The sequence below is a fragment of the Oliverpabstia sp. genome, from assembly GCF_022785585.1.
Lineage (GTDB): Bacteria > Bacillota > Clostridia > Lachnospirales > Lachnospiraceae > Oliverpabstia > Oliverpabstia intestinalis.
On record NZ_JALFPR010000084.1, the window covers coordinates 1 to 16,449 of the forward strand.

At 44.7% G+C, this 16,449-nt stretch carries 13 protein-coding genes and 2 tRNA genes; 2 read left to right on the plus strand and 13 right to left on the minus strand.

Features of this window, described 5'->3' with window-relative positions; genetic code table 11:
- Positions 1–92 precede the first annotated feature (92 nt).
- Positions 93–176: transfer RNA gene (locus MSA64_RS05755), tRNA-Leu, on the plus strand.
- A 13-nt stretch (positions 177–189) separates the two neighbouring features.
- Here the strand turns inward: MSA64_RS05755 and MSA64_RS05760 are convergent.
- From MSA64_RS05760 to MSA64_RS05775, 4 genes are all read right to left on the minus strand, one after another.
- Positions 190–1,263 (minus strand): zinc ribbon domain-containing protein, encoded by a 1,074-nt coding sequence (locus MSA64_RS05760; RefSeq protein ID WP_287890940.1) that lies wholly within the window; start codon positions 1,261–1,263, stop codon positions 190–192.
- Positions 1,264–1,283: 20 nt separating this feature from the next.
- Positions 1,284–1,829 carry a hypothetical protein gene (locus MSA64_RS05765; RefSeq protein WP_154431328.1) on the minus strand — a complete coding sequence of 182 codons (546 nt, stop codon included), beginning with the start codon at positions 1,827–1,829 and terminating at the stop codon, positions 1,284–1,286.
- Positions 1,830–1,893: 64 nt separating this feature from the next.
- Positions 1,894–3,156, minus strand: a complete 1,263-nt coding sequence (locus MSA64_RS05770; RefSeq protein WP_287890942.1) for a hypothetical protein — start codon at positions 3,154–3,156, stop codon at positions 1,894–1,896.
- Positions 3,157–3,387: 231 nt separating this feature from the next.
- The gene (locus MSA64_RS05775; protein ID WP_277664301.1) at positions 3,388–4,725 is read right to left on the minus strand and encodes a HEAT repeat domain-containing protein; all 1,338 of its coding nucleotides are present in this window, start codon (positions 4,723–4,725) and stop codon (positions 3,388–3,390) included.
- 324 nt (positions 4,726–5,049) lie between these two features.
- Here MSA64_RS05775 and MSA64_RS05780 point away from each other — a divergent pair.
- Positions 5,050–5,133 (plus strand) — tRNA-Leu (locus MSA64_RS05780).
- Between the two features lie 150 nt (positions 5,134–5,283).
- On the opposite strand, the gene MSA64_RS05785 is transcribed toward MSA64_RS05780, so the two are convergent.
- The 9 genes from MSA64_RS05785 to MSA64_RS05825 all read right to left on the minus strand — a co-directional run.
- Positions 5,284–6,951 (minus strand): glycoside hydrolase family 13 protein, encoded by a 1,668-nt coding sequence (locus tag MSA64_RS05785; RefSeq protein WP_154432600.1) that lies wholly within the window; start codon positions 6,949–6,951, stop codon positions 5,284–5,286.
- 26 nt (positions 6,952–6,977) lie between these two features.
- Entirely contained in the window at positions 6,978–7,817 is an 840-nt protein-coding gene (locus MSA64_RS05790; protein WP_287890945.1) for a purine-nucleoside phosphorylase, read from the minus strand.
- On the minus strand, positions 7,807–8,385 hold the full coding sequence (locus MSA64_RS05795; RefSeq protein ID WP_287890947.1) for a zinc ribbon domain-containing protein: 579 nt from the start codon (positions 8,383–8,385) through the stop codon (positions 7,807–7,809). The genes MSA64_RS05790 and MSA64_RS05795 overlap by 11 nt, the downstream gene beginning before the upstream one ends.
- Before the next feature lie 42 nt (positions 8,386–8,427).
- Positions 8,428–9,849 carry an ATP-dependent Clp protease ATP-binding subunit ClpX gene (gene clpX / locus MSA64_RS05800; protein WP_287890949.1) on the minus strand — a complete coding sequence of 474 codons (1,422 nt, stop codon included), beginning with the start codon at positions 9,847–9,849 and terminating at the stop codon, positions 8,428–8,430.
- A 475-nt stretch (positions 9,850–10,324) separates the two neighbouring features.
- Complete coding sequence (locus tag MSA64_RS05805; protein ID WP_287890950.1) at positions 10,325–12,436, minus strand: S1C family serine protease; 2,112 nt, start codon at positions 12,434–12,436, stop codon at positions 10,325–10,327.
- Positions 12,437–12,538: 102 nt separating this feature from the next.
- Positions 12,539–13,459 carry a glycosyltransferase family 2 protein gene (locus MSA64_RS05810; protein ID WP_154432596.1) on the minus strand — a complete coding sequence of 307 codons (921 nt, stop codon included), beginning with the start codon at positions 13,457–13,459 and terminating at the stop codon, positions 12,539–12,541.
- A 78-nt stretch (positions 13,460–13,537) separates the two neighbouring features.
- The gene (locus MSA64_RS05815; RefSeq protein WP_154432595.1) at positions 13,538–14,689 is read right to left on the minus strand and encodes an LCP family protein; all 1,152 of its coding nucleotides are present in this window, start codon (positions 14,687–14,689) and stop codon (positions 13,538–13,540) included.
- Between the two features lie 33 nt (positions 14,690–14,722).
- On the minus strand, positions 14,723–15,988 hold the full coding sequence (locus MSA64_RS05820) for an LCP family protein (protein ID WP_277663752.1): 1,266 nt from the start codon (positions 15,986–15,988) through the stop codon (positions 14,723–14,725).
- 47 nt (positions 15,989–16,035) lie between these two features.
- On the minus strand, positions 16,036–16,449 hold a 414-nt coding region (locus MSA64_RS05825), incomplete at its 5' end, for a sugar transferase (protein ID WP_287890954.1).

The following is a 16,449-nucleotide window of genomic DNA, read 5'->3' on the forward strand; positions in this document are numbered from 1 at the left end:
TTTTTTATCAGAAAAGTGTTGACAACTTCAACAATTTCATGTATAGTATATTTTGTCGATGAGACATACAGAATTTCATAATTAAAAGTTGTGCAGGAATGGCGGAATTGGCAGACGCGCAGGCTTCAGGTGCCTGTGGTAGCAATATCGTGCGGGTTCAAGTCCCGCTTCCTGCACTATTTTTTTCTTCTATTTTACCAAAATCCATTTGGAATTGTCACTCTTCAGGCTGTATCCACAGAAGGAGCAGCAATGATTCTCATCCGGTACAAAGTTGGCTCCACAGGATGGACATTCTTTCTCCATGAAGAAAACGCCGTCTTCTCTTCTTCTTTCCGGGTAACGGGCTCTTTGCATGATAAGTGTTCGCTTCACTTTTTTCGTATATGGATTTCTTCTATCTGGCAAATAGGTCTCGCTTGCACAGACTTTTACTTTTATTTTTGTAATATCTTCTGTGTTGACCACTTTCTTTAACGTGATATTTCCGATTCCATAATCCATCAGTTCATCCGATTCTGTTTCGTTATAAATGGCATCACCGATACAGGACCTGAGATAATTCTCCGAGTATCTTACTATGGAGTCCGCCATCTTTTCCTGTCTGTTTCGGAAAAACTGATTGGATACCAGGATCAGCACAAAAACCAGAAGAGCTGCACCAACACCAGCTGTCAGGGAAACTTCTGTATCCTCGATCATATACAGGCACAAAAATACGCAGACATACACGATTCCCATAGCCCCTGTCAAAAGCAATGCACGCTGAAGATTTGTTCCTATTCGCTCATATACCTCAAATCTTTCCGTCTGCCAGTCGTAAAACTCGCTTCGGATCACACCTCCGCAGTACTCACAGACCACCTGCTGACCGGTCAGTTCCACCGACGCTCCACAGGATGGACAGATGATTTTCTGTACGGTGGAATAATAACTTTTTTTCTTCTGGACACGATCTGAGTTTCGGATATGCCGAGACTGAAGGATCCGAAGATAGGCATGTTTTCGATAATTCTCATAACGGATTTTCCCATCTTCAGTGGAAATCAGGATTCTCTCGAAGGCTTTCCTTATCTCACGGCGTATCCCTGACTTTTGACGAGTGGTATCGCCGCGCTGTTCCATCATTCTTTTTATTTTCCCCTTTTTCCGGTTTTTTGCCAGAAAAACAGAAAAATCGATATCCAGTATCCGTTCACCGATATAAATCCCTAACAAAATGGCAACTGTTGCAGCAAACCACGATGCATCTGATAGTCCCATATGTCGCCTCCCATTTCATGTTATCTATTTCTATTTTTATCCTTATTTTTCTTTTTTTCTGATTCTTCACCGTTTTCCGGTTCTTTCTCGAACATCTCGGCTATGAAGATCGCTGCAAAACCTGCTCCAAGGATAATAGCTACACAGCAGAACAAGAATTCCAGGGGATCTCTGTCCGGCGCAATCTTATATTTTCCTTTTGACGTTCTGTAAACTTCCACGTCGATCTCGTCCCCTGTATTGATCTCCTCATCGTTCCGGCAGTATACGGTGTCTCTGTCTTGGTAGGTTTCTCCATCGATCTCAAAAGTGACTTTCACTCTGTATTCCCGTAATTCTCTTTCACGATGATATCCATCCTCATCCTTGTCTTTATTTACGACTTCTCTGCAATATCCGACAACAGCCGAAACCTCCCGAATATCCGTACTGTTTTTATACTCATGGCTTGCTATCCGGCTTGAGACCACACCATAAATTCCTGCGCCACACACAACAAGTCCCACCAGAATACCCAATAGAATAATTTTTATATCTTTCTTCTTACCATTTTTTACACTACTCATCGCTATCCCTCCTTCCATTCTTTATATACTCTCTGAATCTTTATCCTGTCGGTTTCTCGAAACATTATCCATAGGTCCTGATGGCCTCCAGAAGCTGTGTATCATTTTGATTGGACGGCATGCTGGCGTTTTCTGTCTCATTTTCCAGAAGCAGTCCCGAGCCGCTGTATACAGAATACACACAGAATGTTTCTGACCAGCTAACCGGATCTTCACCCTTCTGATACCATTCGCCACCGGTTCGTGTCACCTCCATTGTCAGATACGTCCTCCCCTTCTCCTGGGAACAGCTCCAGGTTCCTTCATAAGCCTCTGTTTCTGTATCATCGTAGTTCTCTTCGTCCACGCCATATTCTCTTTCACACCACGAAATATGTAATTTCCCGCCTTTTCGGAATTCCAGAAAATAGTTTCCATAACTATCTGTACTTCCCATCGCTATCTGAAGTTCCCAGCTAGTGTCTGCCAGATCCTTTTCTTTCAGCTCCATACTGACATCTCCATACCATTCTCCAAATCTGCTGGCACCGCAGGCGGCATAATCCGTAAAATCCTTAGCCTGGGGCTCATCCGACTCGGTGACAGGGATTGCCACGCGTCCAAGCATATCCATCATGGGATACCAGTCTGCCTGGTAGCCGGCTTCTGTTCCCATGGATATCATAGCCGTAGCATATCCTCCCACTCCGTTACACATCACAAGATATGGTTCTCCGGTCTCGGAGGAATACAGTTGCCCTACTTCATCCATCTCAAAAGTCTCAAAGTTCATCCTCTGTTCTATGATCTCCACCGGATCATCACCGCTTCTCGGAACAACGCAAAACAGCTGTCCGATTTCGTTTCCAATGATCCTTTCTTCAGGAATCATCTTTACAAATGGATATTCCTCCGAAAAATCCGGAAAGTTTTCTTCGATCCATTCCGGTATCCGGTCTGCATAGGATTCGTCCACTTCTCCAAGAAAGGCCACTCCAAAGTTCTGAAGGGTTCCTTCCATGCTCTGGCGGAAAGCTTCCAGAGACTTCTCTGCTTTCTGTTCTTCTGTCTCTTCTTTCTTTTCCGGTTTTGGAGTAGTCTCCAGTTCTTCCGGCTGTTCCGGTTCCTCTGTAGTGGAACTGTCTTTTATTTCCGGTTTTCCGGCCTTGTTGGCTTTGATGGGAACCGGTTCGGCATCCCCATTCTCCGGGAGTTCTCCATCCGCCGTTCTTCCATTTACCATGCCGTCTCCGTCTTTCTTGTCAATACATCCGGTAAATATGATCAGCGATGTAATGCAGAGCGTTCCTGTAAGAAGGGCTCTGAGCAATATATTTTTATTTTTCACACATGTTTCCCCCTTTATAAAAGATTTCGAGCGCACCTAAGATAGATCGGGAGGGATGAACCCTCCCGATGTACTGCGAACAGATTGCCCATGTGGTAATCTGTTATTCTTTATTGTAACCGTTCAGTACCTTCACAGTTACGATTCAAAATTCATTTAAAATCACCTTCGGTGATGGGATTTTGGTGTATTCATGCCAAAACACCTCGCGGGACAGTGGCTACTGAATAGTTACTCTTTATTTATCAAAGCTTCATAGGTGTGGGACATCAGGAACTGCCCCGGATCATCCTCGGTCATATTTTCCATGATATTCTTTAAGCTTTCTTTTGAAGCATCGTCTCCACGCTCCATGATATATTTCATTGCGATTTCTCTTCCTCTTCTGTCTGCATCCTGATCCGCTACGATATCCAGCATCAGGTTATTAATTTCTGCCTCATCAAAATAGGTGGCTTCTTTCTTCCAGTCTTCATAGCTGGTGCCCATGCTGGAAGCACTTCTGAATGCGCCAACCGTTGTCCAATATGGAATATCTCCGTTGCGTGGCTTCTGTGACAGATAATCTATCGTTATGCGATATGCCCTTTCATTGGTATATCTATGGCTGGGGTAATCATACCACATATAGGTCAGGGAAGTGATGCACGCATCGTGGAACCGAACCAGACTGCTGTCCTTCAGAACTTCCTCCAGCGGATCGATCACCCGGTCATCGTGGAGTCTTCCGGCATACTTATATGCACACGTTCTTACTTCCTCATCCTCATCCCCCATCAGTTTGAGAATGGCATCTACCATGCCGTCAATACCCATAGCCCATTCAGATCCTATAGCAAGGGCTGCCTGTTTCCGGACATTGGCGTTCTCGTGCTCGGTCATATTCAAAACGAACTCTGCAACCGCCGGATTGCTCACGGCACCTCCAAGACTTCTTAAAGCGGCAAATAATACTACAGGTTCTGTTTCCTTGGCCAGTACTTCTTCTGCCATCTTTTCTTCCTCACTGCTTGTGCCAAACAGGCCTCCGATCGTAGTGAATGCATAGGCGCGAACGTTGGCATTCTCACTGTGGAGCATGTTATCCCTGATTGTTGTGGTATATGGAATCTTACAGCCATCATCCTTGAGGATTTTGAAAGCTTCATCGGTAATATTTTCTTCTCTGCCATAAAAGTCTTCTGTATAGTTTGCATAAGCATATGTAGAATAGAGTGCCAGTGCTTCGTCTTCTGTGATATTTTTCACGTCTTTGATACGATCTATCAGATCCTGAGCAGACATACTTTCATATTCTTTTTTCGTAACCTGTGCCGGTTCATAATCATCGTCCGAGAAATCTGTTTCGTTCTCGGTATCCGTGTCTTTATCTGATTCTTTGGTTTCTTTGTCCTCCTTTGGTACCGGTGTTTTGGGCGGAGCATCCGTTTCGGCAGAATCGTCTCCGGTATCTGTCGTTTCTACTCCTGAAGTTGTGTCTTTATCCTTGTTTCCGTCCTTTCCACAGCCTATAGGCATCGCCAGCATAGCTGCGACCAGCAGCATGCTAATAACTTTTTTCCACATCATAAAGTTTCCTCCCTTCGTTTCTGCAAAACTTTTTCTATGATTGACCTTACCTTCTCTATAATTATATTAAACAATATAAAACCAGTTTTCACTATTACTTGTGTTAGTTACCGATATTTGTTTGTCTGTTTCCTGTCAGAAAATGTTTTTACAGTTAATTTCCGCGAATCGTCAGAATACATTATTCAATTACGCATTTCATAAAAGTTCTCTATTTTCTATATTTTTCTATGTTTTTTCAAAAAAGCTGTTGACAACCAGTGTTTTTTCATGTATAGTACATTATGTTGTTGAGATGCAACAGAACTTCATAATAAAAGTTGTGCAGGAATGGCGGAATTGGCAGACGCGCAGGCTTCAGGTGCCTGTGGTAGCAATATCGTGCGGGTTCAAGTCCCGCTTCCTGCACTATTTTTTTGTCTTTGTACAGGCTGACTTCTGTTCTATATTTATTTTCTGCAATCGTAAAAAGATCGCTGCATTCACATTTTTCTGTAAACACAGCGACCTTTTCTTTCATCTCTTATTATAACTGTTCAATACCCTCACAGTTTCCTTTTATTTTTCAAGCACAAATGCTTCATACGGGCGAATCGTCATCTGTTCTTTGATTTCTCCTTCCGGATAGTTTGCGATCAGATAACTTCCCTTGCGGAATTCCTCCGGAATCTCTACTGCTACTTCTTTTTCACTGAAGTTACATACCACCAACAGTTTTTCCTCTCCCAATGTTCTTGTATACATATAGATTTCTTCGGATTCCGGCAATAACAGATCATAAGTTCCGTATACGATGATCTCTTTTTCTTTTCGCAGTGCGATCAGCTTTCTGTAATAATTAAATACAGATTCCGGATCGTCGACCTGTTTCTTCGCATTGATCTCTTTATAGTTCGGATTGACCATGATCCATGGTTCTACAGTGGAAAATCCTGCATAAGCACTGTCATCCCACTGGAACGGTGTTCTCGCATTGTCGCGGCTCTTACGGCACAGATAACGCATCATTTCTTCCGCGGTAAATACATGCTGCTCTTCTACCAGTTCTCTGTAAGCATTGATGCTGTCCAGATCACGGAACTGATCGATCGATGTGAACGGAACGTTCGTCATGCCAAGTTCTTCTCCCTGATATACATAAGGAGTTCCCTGCATCATGTGAATACAAGTTGCCAGCATCTTTGCAGATACATCATGATATTTTGCGGAATCATCGGCATATCTGGATACCGAACGTGGCTGATCGTGATTCTCCCAGAACAGACTGTTCCAGGCAATATCCTCCAGACCTTTCTGCCATTTGGTCAGAACAGCTTTCATCTCGCGCAGATCCATCTTTTTATCGGTCCATTTGTTATCCGCATCAGCATCCACATCCATATGTTCAAACTGGAATACCATATTCAGCTCTTTTTCATCGCTTCTTGCGTATTTTTTAGCTTCTTCCAGAGTCACACCGGAACACTCGCCTACGGTAATGGTATCCGCATTGTTTAATACTTTTTCACGCATCTCCTGCAGATATTCATGGACATGAGGACCGTTTGCCGGCTCATTAAAGCTTGCGTATCCATTGATTCCCGGCTTTCCATCCGGCAGATCCGGCTGTTTGGAAATCAGGCTGATAACATCCATACGGAATCCATCTACTCCTTTTTCCAGCCACCAGTTCATCATGTCAAATACTTCTTCCCGGACTTTTGGATTATCCCAGTTCAGATCCGGCTGTTTTTTCGAAAACAGATGCAGATAATACATATCCGTTTCTTCATCATAATCCCATGCCGGCCCGGAGAAACAGGAGCCCCAGTTATTCGGTTCCTTTCCATCTTTTCCATCTCTCCAGATATAATAGTCACGATATGGATTGTCTTTAGACTTTCTGCTCTCTATAAACCATGGATGTTCATCGGAGGTATGGTTGACTACCAGATCCATCACGATCTTGATTCCATGTTCATGAGCTTTAGCAAGCATCCGTTCAAAATCTTCCATTGTTCCGAACTCAGTCATGATTGCACGATAGTCGCTGATATCATATCCGTTATCATCATTCGGGGACTGATATACCGGGGATAACCACACAACATTCACTCCCAGTTTTTCCAGATACTCCATCCTTTCCGTGATACCGTTCAGATCACCAATACCATCCCCGTTGCTGTCCTTAAAACTTCTCGGATAAATCTGATATACGATACTTTCCTTCCACCATTTTTTCTCCATAGTCTTATTTTCTCCCTTTTTCTATACTATTCTGACTTTTCCTGTTCACCGATTCTCCGAATCACTTCCGTCACAAGTGCGCGGAATTTTGGTGCTGCAAGATCGGCGGCTTCCTGTACCTCTTTGTGGGACAGCGGCTGTGTACTCAAACCTGCTGCCAGATTCGAGATAAAGGAAATTCCAAGAATTTTCATTCCCATGTGGTTGGCTGCCACAGCTTCACATGCTGTACTCATTCCCACAGCATCTGCCCCCAGGGTCCGTGCCATCCGTATCTCCGCCGGTGATTCATATGCAGGACCGGTAAACTGCAGATAGGTTCCTTCCTGAAGCTCAAGATTCAATGATTTGCTGCTCTCCCGGATGATTTCCCGGTACTCCCTCCGGTAAATTTCACTCATATCCGGAAAGCGCGGTCCAAGATCGTCCATATTGGCTCCGATTAACGGTGATGGCACAAAACTTGAGATCTGATCCGTGATCATCATCAGATCGCCGGCATGAAAGTTCTCGTTGACTCCACCGGCTGCATTGGTCAGAAACAGGATCTCTGCACCCATTTTCTTCATAAGACGTACCGGAAGTACCACATCCTGCATCGGATAGCCTTCATAATAATGTACCCGTCCCTGCATCATAACAGTAGGTACACCTTCTACCTTTGCAAATACGAACTGCCCTTTATGTCCGGCTACCGTAGACCGTGGAAATCCTTCGATGCTCTCATATGGAATGGTTTTTTCCACTGTTACATGTTCTGCATAATCCCCCAGACCGGATCCGAGGATCAGTGCCAGTTTCGGTACAAACGGCAGCCCCTCTTTCACCGCCTCATAACACCGATTCAGTTTTTCTTCACTCGTCATCGCCGTCCTCCTTCTGCACACAGGCATCCCATACTTCCTGCTCTGCATCCTGTTCCGGTGCTGCCTTTTCTGTTTCTTCTTTCTGCACTTCTTCAGATTCTTTCTCCGGTTCTTTACCTTCTTTTTCTTTCGTCTCTTCCTCTTCTTCTGTCTCTTCTACAGAACCCTGGGTAAACCAGTCTTCCTCTTTTTCTTCCTCTTCTCCCGGAAGTTCCGCACCGCAGTACATACAGAATACAGCGTCTTTCGGGTTGGAGATTCCACAGGCTGGGCATACATTTTTTCCCTGTTTGGCAGCCATGCTTTCTTTACACTCTGCCAGTTCTTTCTGAAGACCCATAACCACTTCACAGTGACCGGTCAGCTCTTCATCCGGTGTATCGCCATCTACGTAACGCCGGTATACGATTTCACCGAGATCTGCATATTTTTTCCGTATCTCTCTTTGCAGTGTCCGCACTTTGTTTCGCATCTTCTGTGTCTCAACAAATTCCTCTGTTTTCTTTCCTACAACCCCTGCTGTTTCCGTAATCGTCTGTTTAATGCTGCCAAATAAATCTTCGTTCATAAGTCATACCTCCTTGAATATAAAACCCCATTTGTATCCGTTTTACTGCAACAACAGCGGCTCCTGTCCTCTTAAAAGGATCTTCGGACCACCGGTGTGTTCAATATATTCTTTGGTGATGATCACCTCTCCAATACTGTCGTCCTTTGGAATCTCGTACATAATATCCAGCATGTATTCTTCCAGAATCGCTCGCAGTGCTCTCGCACCGGTATCTTTTTCCAGTGCTTTTTTTGCGATTGCACGCAGTGCATTTTCTTCAAATTCCAGTTTGACTTCGTCCATCTCCAGTAGTTTTTCATACTGTTTCAGGATTGCATTGCGTGGCTCTTTAAGAATCTTCACCAGCATGTCTTCATCGAGTCCCTGCAATGTGAAAATGATCGGCAGTCTTCCAAGAAATTCCGGTACCATACCGAACATTCTCAGATCCTCCACCGTTACCTTATTCAACAGATTTTTATCATTGTCATATTTATCTTTCAGATCCGCCTGAAAACCAATTGCTGCCTTTTTGTTTAACCGTTCTTTGATGATTTCCTCCAGATCCGGGAATGCACCGCCACAGATAAATAAAATATTGCTGGTATTTACTGTAGTCAGTGGTACCATGGCATTTTTACTGTTCGCTCCCACCGGCACTTCCACATCACTGCCCTCGAGAAGCTTTAACATCCCCTGCTGTACTGCCTCACCACTGACATCTCTCTGGTTCGTATTCTTCTTTTTTGCAATCTTATCGATCTCATCGATAAAGATAATTCCATGCTCTGCCCGCTCCACATCATTGTCTGCTGCCGCAAGTAGTTTGGAAACTACGCTTTCGATATCATCACCGATATAACCTGCTTCCGTCAGCGAAGTCGCATCCGTGATCGCAAGTGGCACATCCAGCAGTTTCGCCAGCGTCTGCACCAGATAAGTCTTACCACTTCCGGTCGGTCCGATCATCAACATATTGGACTTTGCAATCTCTACTTCACCATTTTTCTGCTCTGCGCTGAGTACTCGTTTATAGTGATTGTACACACCAACCGAAATCACCTTTTTCGCATGTTCCTGACCGATCACATATTCATCCAATTTTTCTTTGATCTTATGTGGCGGCGGAACATCCTTCATGGTAAATTCCTGCTTCTTTTCTTCCGTTTTCTTTTTCTTCTTCACTCTCTGTTTCTCTGATACCTGATTCGGAATACTCGACAGATCCATCATGCTGATATTGGGCATGTGGCTCATCAGCTCCCCGTAATTCATATTGCTGTTATTCATGGTATCAAAACTTTTCTGCATACATTCCGTACAAATATGTATATTCTGAGGAAGCGTGATCATCGGTCCTGTCTTGCTCTCCGGTCTCCGACACATAAAACAGACTTTTTCGTATTCATCTTCCTTCGTATTTTCATCAGAAGTCTCTCGCCCCTGCTTTTCTTTTTCCAATAAATCCTTGTCTTCTGACATCCGTTTATCCCTTTCTCATCCCACATTTTATGAGACACTGTCCCCGAAACCACCTGTCACTCCTGTGTACTTCCGGTTACCTACCCTATATTATAAAACAGAATCTTCTTGCCCTCAAGTAAACTTTTTCTAAACACAGCTTTCAGCATACTGTCTCCCCCTATTTTCCTTCTGTTCTCCCCCTCTGAATAAGTTCTATCCCTTCATTCCTTTTATTTCCTGCCATTCCCACCATATTTCAACTTTCTCCCACCGTCAACGCACAGCAGCAGGGGTTCCCACCAGGGTCCGGCAACACTTTGTGGGCGTTTAGAGCAAGCTTTAAGATCCAGTCCTTAGAAGAACTTGACAATGAGCGGCTCTCCGCGAACTGGCATTTAGTTCTTCTTAGGACTTAGCTTAAAGTTGCTCTGCCCACGTTGCCGGACTCTGACGGGAACCCCTGCCGCGTCCGTCTATGATACTACTTATTCTCTTACTTACCCTGCTGGGGATCTGCCTGCTTCATCTCACTCTTCTTTCCAAGAGTAACCGAAACCGTCTGCTCCTGATACTCCCCGTTCTGTGCCCGGCTGATCACAACCTCCACAGTCTCTCCTGCCTGATAATACTCCAGTTTTCCAACCAGATCCGAACTACCGGAAACCGTCATACCGTCAAACTTGACAATCACGTCACCTTTCTGGATACCTGCTGTCTGTGCCGGTCCGCCCTCTTCCACAGAATCTACAAAGGCACCCAGTGGGATACCGTAAGTCTGTGCAGAAGTAGAATCTACATTCAGACAAGTCACACCGATATAACCCGCATGATCTTCATCCGCCTTATATCTTGTCTCGCGGTTCATCAGTTCATCCAGGATTGGCTGTGCCACAGATACCGGAATCGCATAACCCATTCCTTCTACTTCGGTGGCTGCCGCTTTCGCAGAGTTGATACCAATCAGTTCTCCCTGCATATTCAGCAGTGCCCCACCGCTGTTGCCGGGATTGATTGCTGCATCTGTCTGGATCAGTTTCCCGGTTGTCTTTCCGTCTTCGTCGGTCACTTCACGATCCACCGCACTGATCCATCCGGAAGTTACGGACTGTCCATATCCCAGTGCATTACCAATGGCAACTACCTGTTCCCCGATTTCCAGCTCATCGGAATTGCCGATGCTTACTACTTTAATGGATTTCAGAGTATCTTCACTCATATCCGAAATTTTCACAGCGACTACCGCCAGATCGTTATCGGAATCCGTTCCCTTGACCTGAGCTTCGTACACCGCATCATCATCAAAAGCAACCGTTATAGTATCTGCATCAGCTACTACATGATTATTCGTTGCTACCAGGATCTCACTGTCATTCTGTCCTACAATGATACCGGAACCGGAACTCTCGCTCGGATACTGCTGCACACCGCCAAAGAAATCCTGTACCGTTTTTACAGACGCATTCGTAATAGATACAACAGACGGCATACAACTTTTTGCCACCTGTGCAACGGTGTATTCTCCCGTTGTGCCTGCGCTTACTTCCTCCGTTGCATCACTTCCGCTTCCTGCTGCACTGTTACTGTCCCCGGCAGCATTCTCCTGCTGTGGCAGTTCCGTGGTCGGAAGCTGATACTCTGTTTTCTGTTCATTTTTAATTTCTTTATTCGCGATCATACTGGATCCGATGATAATACCGCCTGCAACTACACCAAAAAGTACCGCCAGACCAAGCGTTACTATTACTTTTTTTCCTGTTCCGCCCGGTTTTCTGTGGTCCTGTGGTTGATTCTGATCCTGCTGTGGCTGGTAATACGTATAATTTCCGTACTTTCTCTGACCGGTCACCGGACCGTTCTGCGTACTCTGTTCCCGGCTCGTCCAGGAATTCCCACTCTGATACGCTCCGCCATTTTGTGTATTCTGGTTATTCTGACTGTTTCCCGCACAGCCCCAGTTACCATTCTGATAGCCCCCGGTTGTCTGTCCGGAAGAACTGCTGTTTTCCATCTCTTTTGTTGTATGATTTCCACCGACCGGCTGTCCCCAGCCTCCGTTATCCTGTGATTCGGCTGCTGTTTCTGTGTAATTTTGTGTATCTGCTGTCCCGCTGACATCCTCCCGGTAATTCTGATTCTCATACGTATTCTGGCTGGCACGTTCTCCGCCGTCCGCTCCGTTCTGGCGTTTCTGATAATCCGGATTTACCCAGTGATAAGAAGCTGCTTCCCGCGAATTCTCCGGCTGTGCACCACTCTGCTGCACCGGCTGTTCCTGTGGCTGTACCGGAGTATCCGTCACATCCGCCGGCTGTTCTTTCTTCTCCTCTTTCCCCAGCACTGCTTCCCACGGATATCTCGGTTTTTCTTCCTCTGTTTTTGCAACCTGCCCGTCACCGTTTGTCGCTGCTTCTTCCGTCATTTCTGTCACTTCCACCCGCTCCGATACTTCAGGTTCCTGACTTTCTGTCGCCTCCGGCATTGCTTCTGCGGTTTCCCCTGCTTCCGGTTCTTTTACAGCTGTCGCCTCTGTCACTTCAGATTCTTCACCGGCCGGCTGCTGATTTTCTTCCTGTTCTGTTCCCGGCATTTTCCATTCATCATTCATCGTTTTTCTCCCTGTCCTTTATATGTCTTCACATTCTTTTTCACGTTTTGTATATCTGTTTATCATATCCGAAAATTGTGTTAAAACTGTGAACTTTCCCGCTTATTCCCAATATTTCGGATTCATCGTACAGCGAGGGATCACCCACTTTGGAAGCTTCTGATATCTCTTTCCCAGAAGATAGCCCAGATATTTCCAGCCGCTCTGCCATACCAGCTGGATCACCAGCCATGGTTTTCCCTGTCTGCAGAGCCAGCCGGCGGTTTTTTTCACCAGACGGATCCCCTCTCCTTCCGATCGGATCCCGGCAAAAACTTCCGGATGATCTGCCTGTGAAACCGCCAGATCAAAGTTCCGGTGAAACTGCTGGATTGCCGAATAATTGTGGGAATGTACCACCTTTGCCTCTGCCGCATAAGCCACTCCATATCCCTTTTGGATCAGTTCTCCTGCAAAGATCATATCTTCATTAAAAATGGCCTTCTGTACAAACCCCCCCAACTGCAGATACAGCTCCCGTCTGTACATTGCGCACACATTGGAACAAAAATACGTCTTGATACCGAGTTCCGGCAGGTCTGCCAGCCATTTCACCCGGCTTTTCTCCGGATAATTAAACTGTCTCGTATACTGTTCCATCAGCCGGCAGTCTTTCCGTGGCAGCTGTCTGGCATAGGCAGCTCCGATTTTTTCATCCTGTTCAATCGCCTCCACCAGTTTTTCAATCAGATGGCAGTCTTCCGGCAATGCATCCTGGGTCATAAACAGCAGATAATCTGCCCGGCTCATCCGCGCCGCCTGATCCCTTGTCTTTCCATGATCGAATTCCTCTCTGGTCAGATGGTGCACTTCCATCGGAATCGTCGTTTTCTCATAAGCTGCTTTCCAGTTTTCCTTTCCTGTATTCATCACGATCAGACGGTGTACCGGCCAGGTCTGTCCTTCCAGTCCGCGCAGCATCTGTTTCCACCCTTCTCCCGGACGATAAGCCGGGATAATCACATCTACCGTTTTCTTTTCCATAATCTGCTCCATTTTCTATATATGTGAAAAGAACTGTCGCACTTTTCACGACAGTTCTTTATTTTCCATTTTTTCTTCTTACTCCGTATCACTCTCACGATAAGCTGCAAGGGAGCCATCTTCCGAATGATCCAGTCTTGACTCTTCTCCAAATCCGCTCTTATCCACAATTCGCTGGCTATATGCCTTCACTTCTTCGGAAGGTGTATAACTGTCTTCCGGATACAGGAATTCATGCAGTTTGATCACATTTGATTCCAATGTGACCGGAAGTACTACATCAATTCCAACCGCATCTTTCACACGCTGTCCATACAGATGATCAAATGGAAAACCAGTTTGATCTTCAATATCATAGGATAACATACTCATTCCCATCTGCAGAATTTCTGCTTTTGAAAAAGATGTATAGATATTTGGAAATACTTTATCTAGAATTTTACTCAATGTAGCGACATCTGCATTTTTCGCTTTCTCTACGATTTTATAGATAACTTCTCTCTGTCTTGCCGCACGACGGAAATCATTTCCTGCTGTATATCTGATTCGTGCATATGCTACTGTCTGCACACCATTCAGATGATGTACGCCTGCTGTTTTTTTAAGTGGCGTATAATCCATACCTGTTACTTTTGATGTTTCCACACAGTAATTATTCAGATGAACCACTTCTTCTTCTTTCAATTCCACATCGATTCCGCCAAGCAGTTCCACGGCTTCCGCAACCGCCTGAAAATCTACGCTTACAAAATCTGTCACATTCAAATCCAGATTGGTATTGAGCATATTCAGAAACTGTTCGGCACCGCCTTTTGCATATGCAGCATTCGCTCTGTTATACTGACCATTTCCTTCCGAATCTTCGCCAATCCGCAGATACGTATCACGATATACTGAAACCAGTTTCACTTTCTTGGTATCATTGTCGATACTTGCAATAATCATAGTATCACTGTTACCGGATTTTAATTTATTACTGCGATTATCCAGGCCCACCAGACCGATGGTCGTATAACCTTTCATAACTTTATTATTGCTGACGCCGGAATTAACTCCAATCTTGCTGAAATCAAGACTCGTAAAATTCATCTTGCCAAGTTTTGCATATATAAAAACACCTGCAATCAGAATCAGCAGAATAAAAATCTCGATTCCGAAAAAAATTCTTCTGCGTCTTCTTTTCTTTAATAATCTCTTCTGTTTTCTGGTCAACGGCTGTTTTTTAGACATAGGTTTCCCTCCCTCTTTCGTATCCCCCGAGGTTTACTGTTCCAGGGAAGAATCATCATATCCCTGTGTATCATCTGTTACATCTGTCTGGCTTTCTTCCTGCGGATCTGCAGAGCTCTCTGCCGGATTCGCAGACTCTGTATCCGATTCATGATAAGCTGCCAGTGAACCATCCTCCGAATGATCCAGTCTGGATTCTTCTCCAAATCCACTGATTTCTATAATTTTCTGACTGTATGTTTTCACCTCATCCGAAGGAACATAACTGTCTTCCGGATACAGAAATTCATGCAGTTTGATTACATTAGATTCCAAAGTAATCGGAAGTACACAGTCAAGACCGTCCATTGCGTCTTCTACTACCCCTCCATATAAATGATCAAATGGGAAACCTGTCTGATCTTCAATATCATAGGAGAGCATACTCATTCCCATCTGCAAAATCTCCGGTTTCGTCAGAGATGTTTTGATGAGTGGGAACACTTTATCCAGAACTTTGCTAAGGGTACTGATACTGGAATTCTTTGCCTTTTCTACGATCTTATATATAACCTCTCTCTGTCTTGCCGCACGTCTGAAATCATTTCCCGCTGTATAACGAATTCGCGCATACGCTACAGTCTGTACTCCGTTCAGATGATGAACTCCGGCAACCTTTTTCAGTGGTGTATAATCCATACCGGTAACTTCTGACGTCTCTACACAATAATTGTTCAGATGTTCAATCTCCTCTTCTTTCAGATCAACATCGATACCGCCAAGCAGTTCCACCGCTTCTGCAACGCCTTTAAAGTCAACCGTTACATAGTCAACAATATTAAGATCAAGATTCTTATTCATCATGGTCATCATTTTTTCCGGACCACCTGTGCAAAACGCAGAATTTGCCTTATTGTATACATTTTCGCCGTCCGAATTACTTCCAACCCTAAGATACGTATCACGGTATATAGAAACCAGTTTTACCTTTTTGGTATCGTTATTGATACTCGCAATGATCATCGTATCACTGTTGACATCACCATCCAGTTCTCCTTCTCTGCTGTCAAGCCCAACCAGTGCAATACTTGTATAACCTTTCATAACCTGATTTTCTTCCACACTTTGATTCACATCCACATTTTCAAAATTCAGGTCTTCGTAATTCATATTTCCGAGTTTCGCATATACAAACAGTCCGCCCATCAGGACGACCAGAATGATAATTTCCAGCGCAAACACTACTCTGCTCATCGTACTTTTCCGGCGTCTGCGTCGGATTCTTTTCTGTCTGTCCGTCAGGTTTTTCTTTTTCGCCATGTATTTACTCCTTATTCCTTTGTTTTTCTATCTTGCGGACCCTCTTCCTAATATGCGTTCTTGTTAATAAAGCCTTTAAAAAACGTCAGCAAAATAATTTTTACATCCAGTCCGACAGACCAGTTTTCAATATAATACAGATCATAATCTATTCGTTTCCGAATGGATGTATTTCCTCTGTAGCCATTGACCTGTGCCCAGCCGGTAAGACCCGGACGTACCTGATGTTTTACCATATATCTCGGGATCTCTTCCTTGAACTTTTCCACGAACTGAGGGCGCTCCGGTCTCGGTCCCACCAGGCTCATATCTCCTTTCAGGATGTTGAACAGCTGCGGAAGTTCATCAATGCTGGTTCGTCTTAAGATCTTGCCGATTCCGGTGACTCTGGGATCGTTTCGCACCGTCCAGCCCTTTTTCTCCTCCGCTGCAGTCTGCATTGCCATACTGCGGAATTTGTA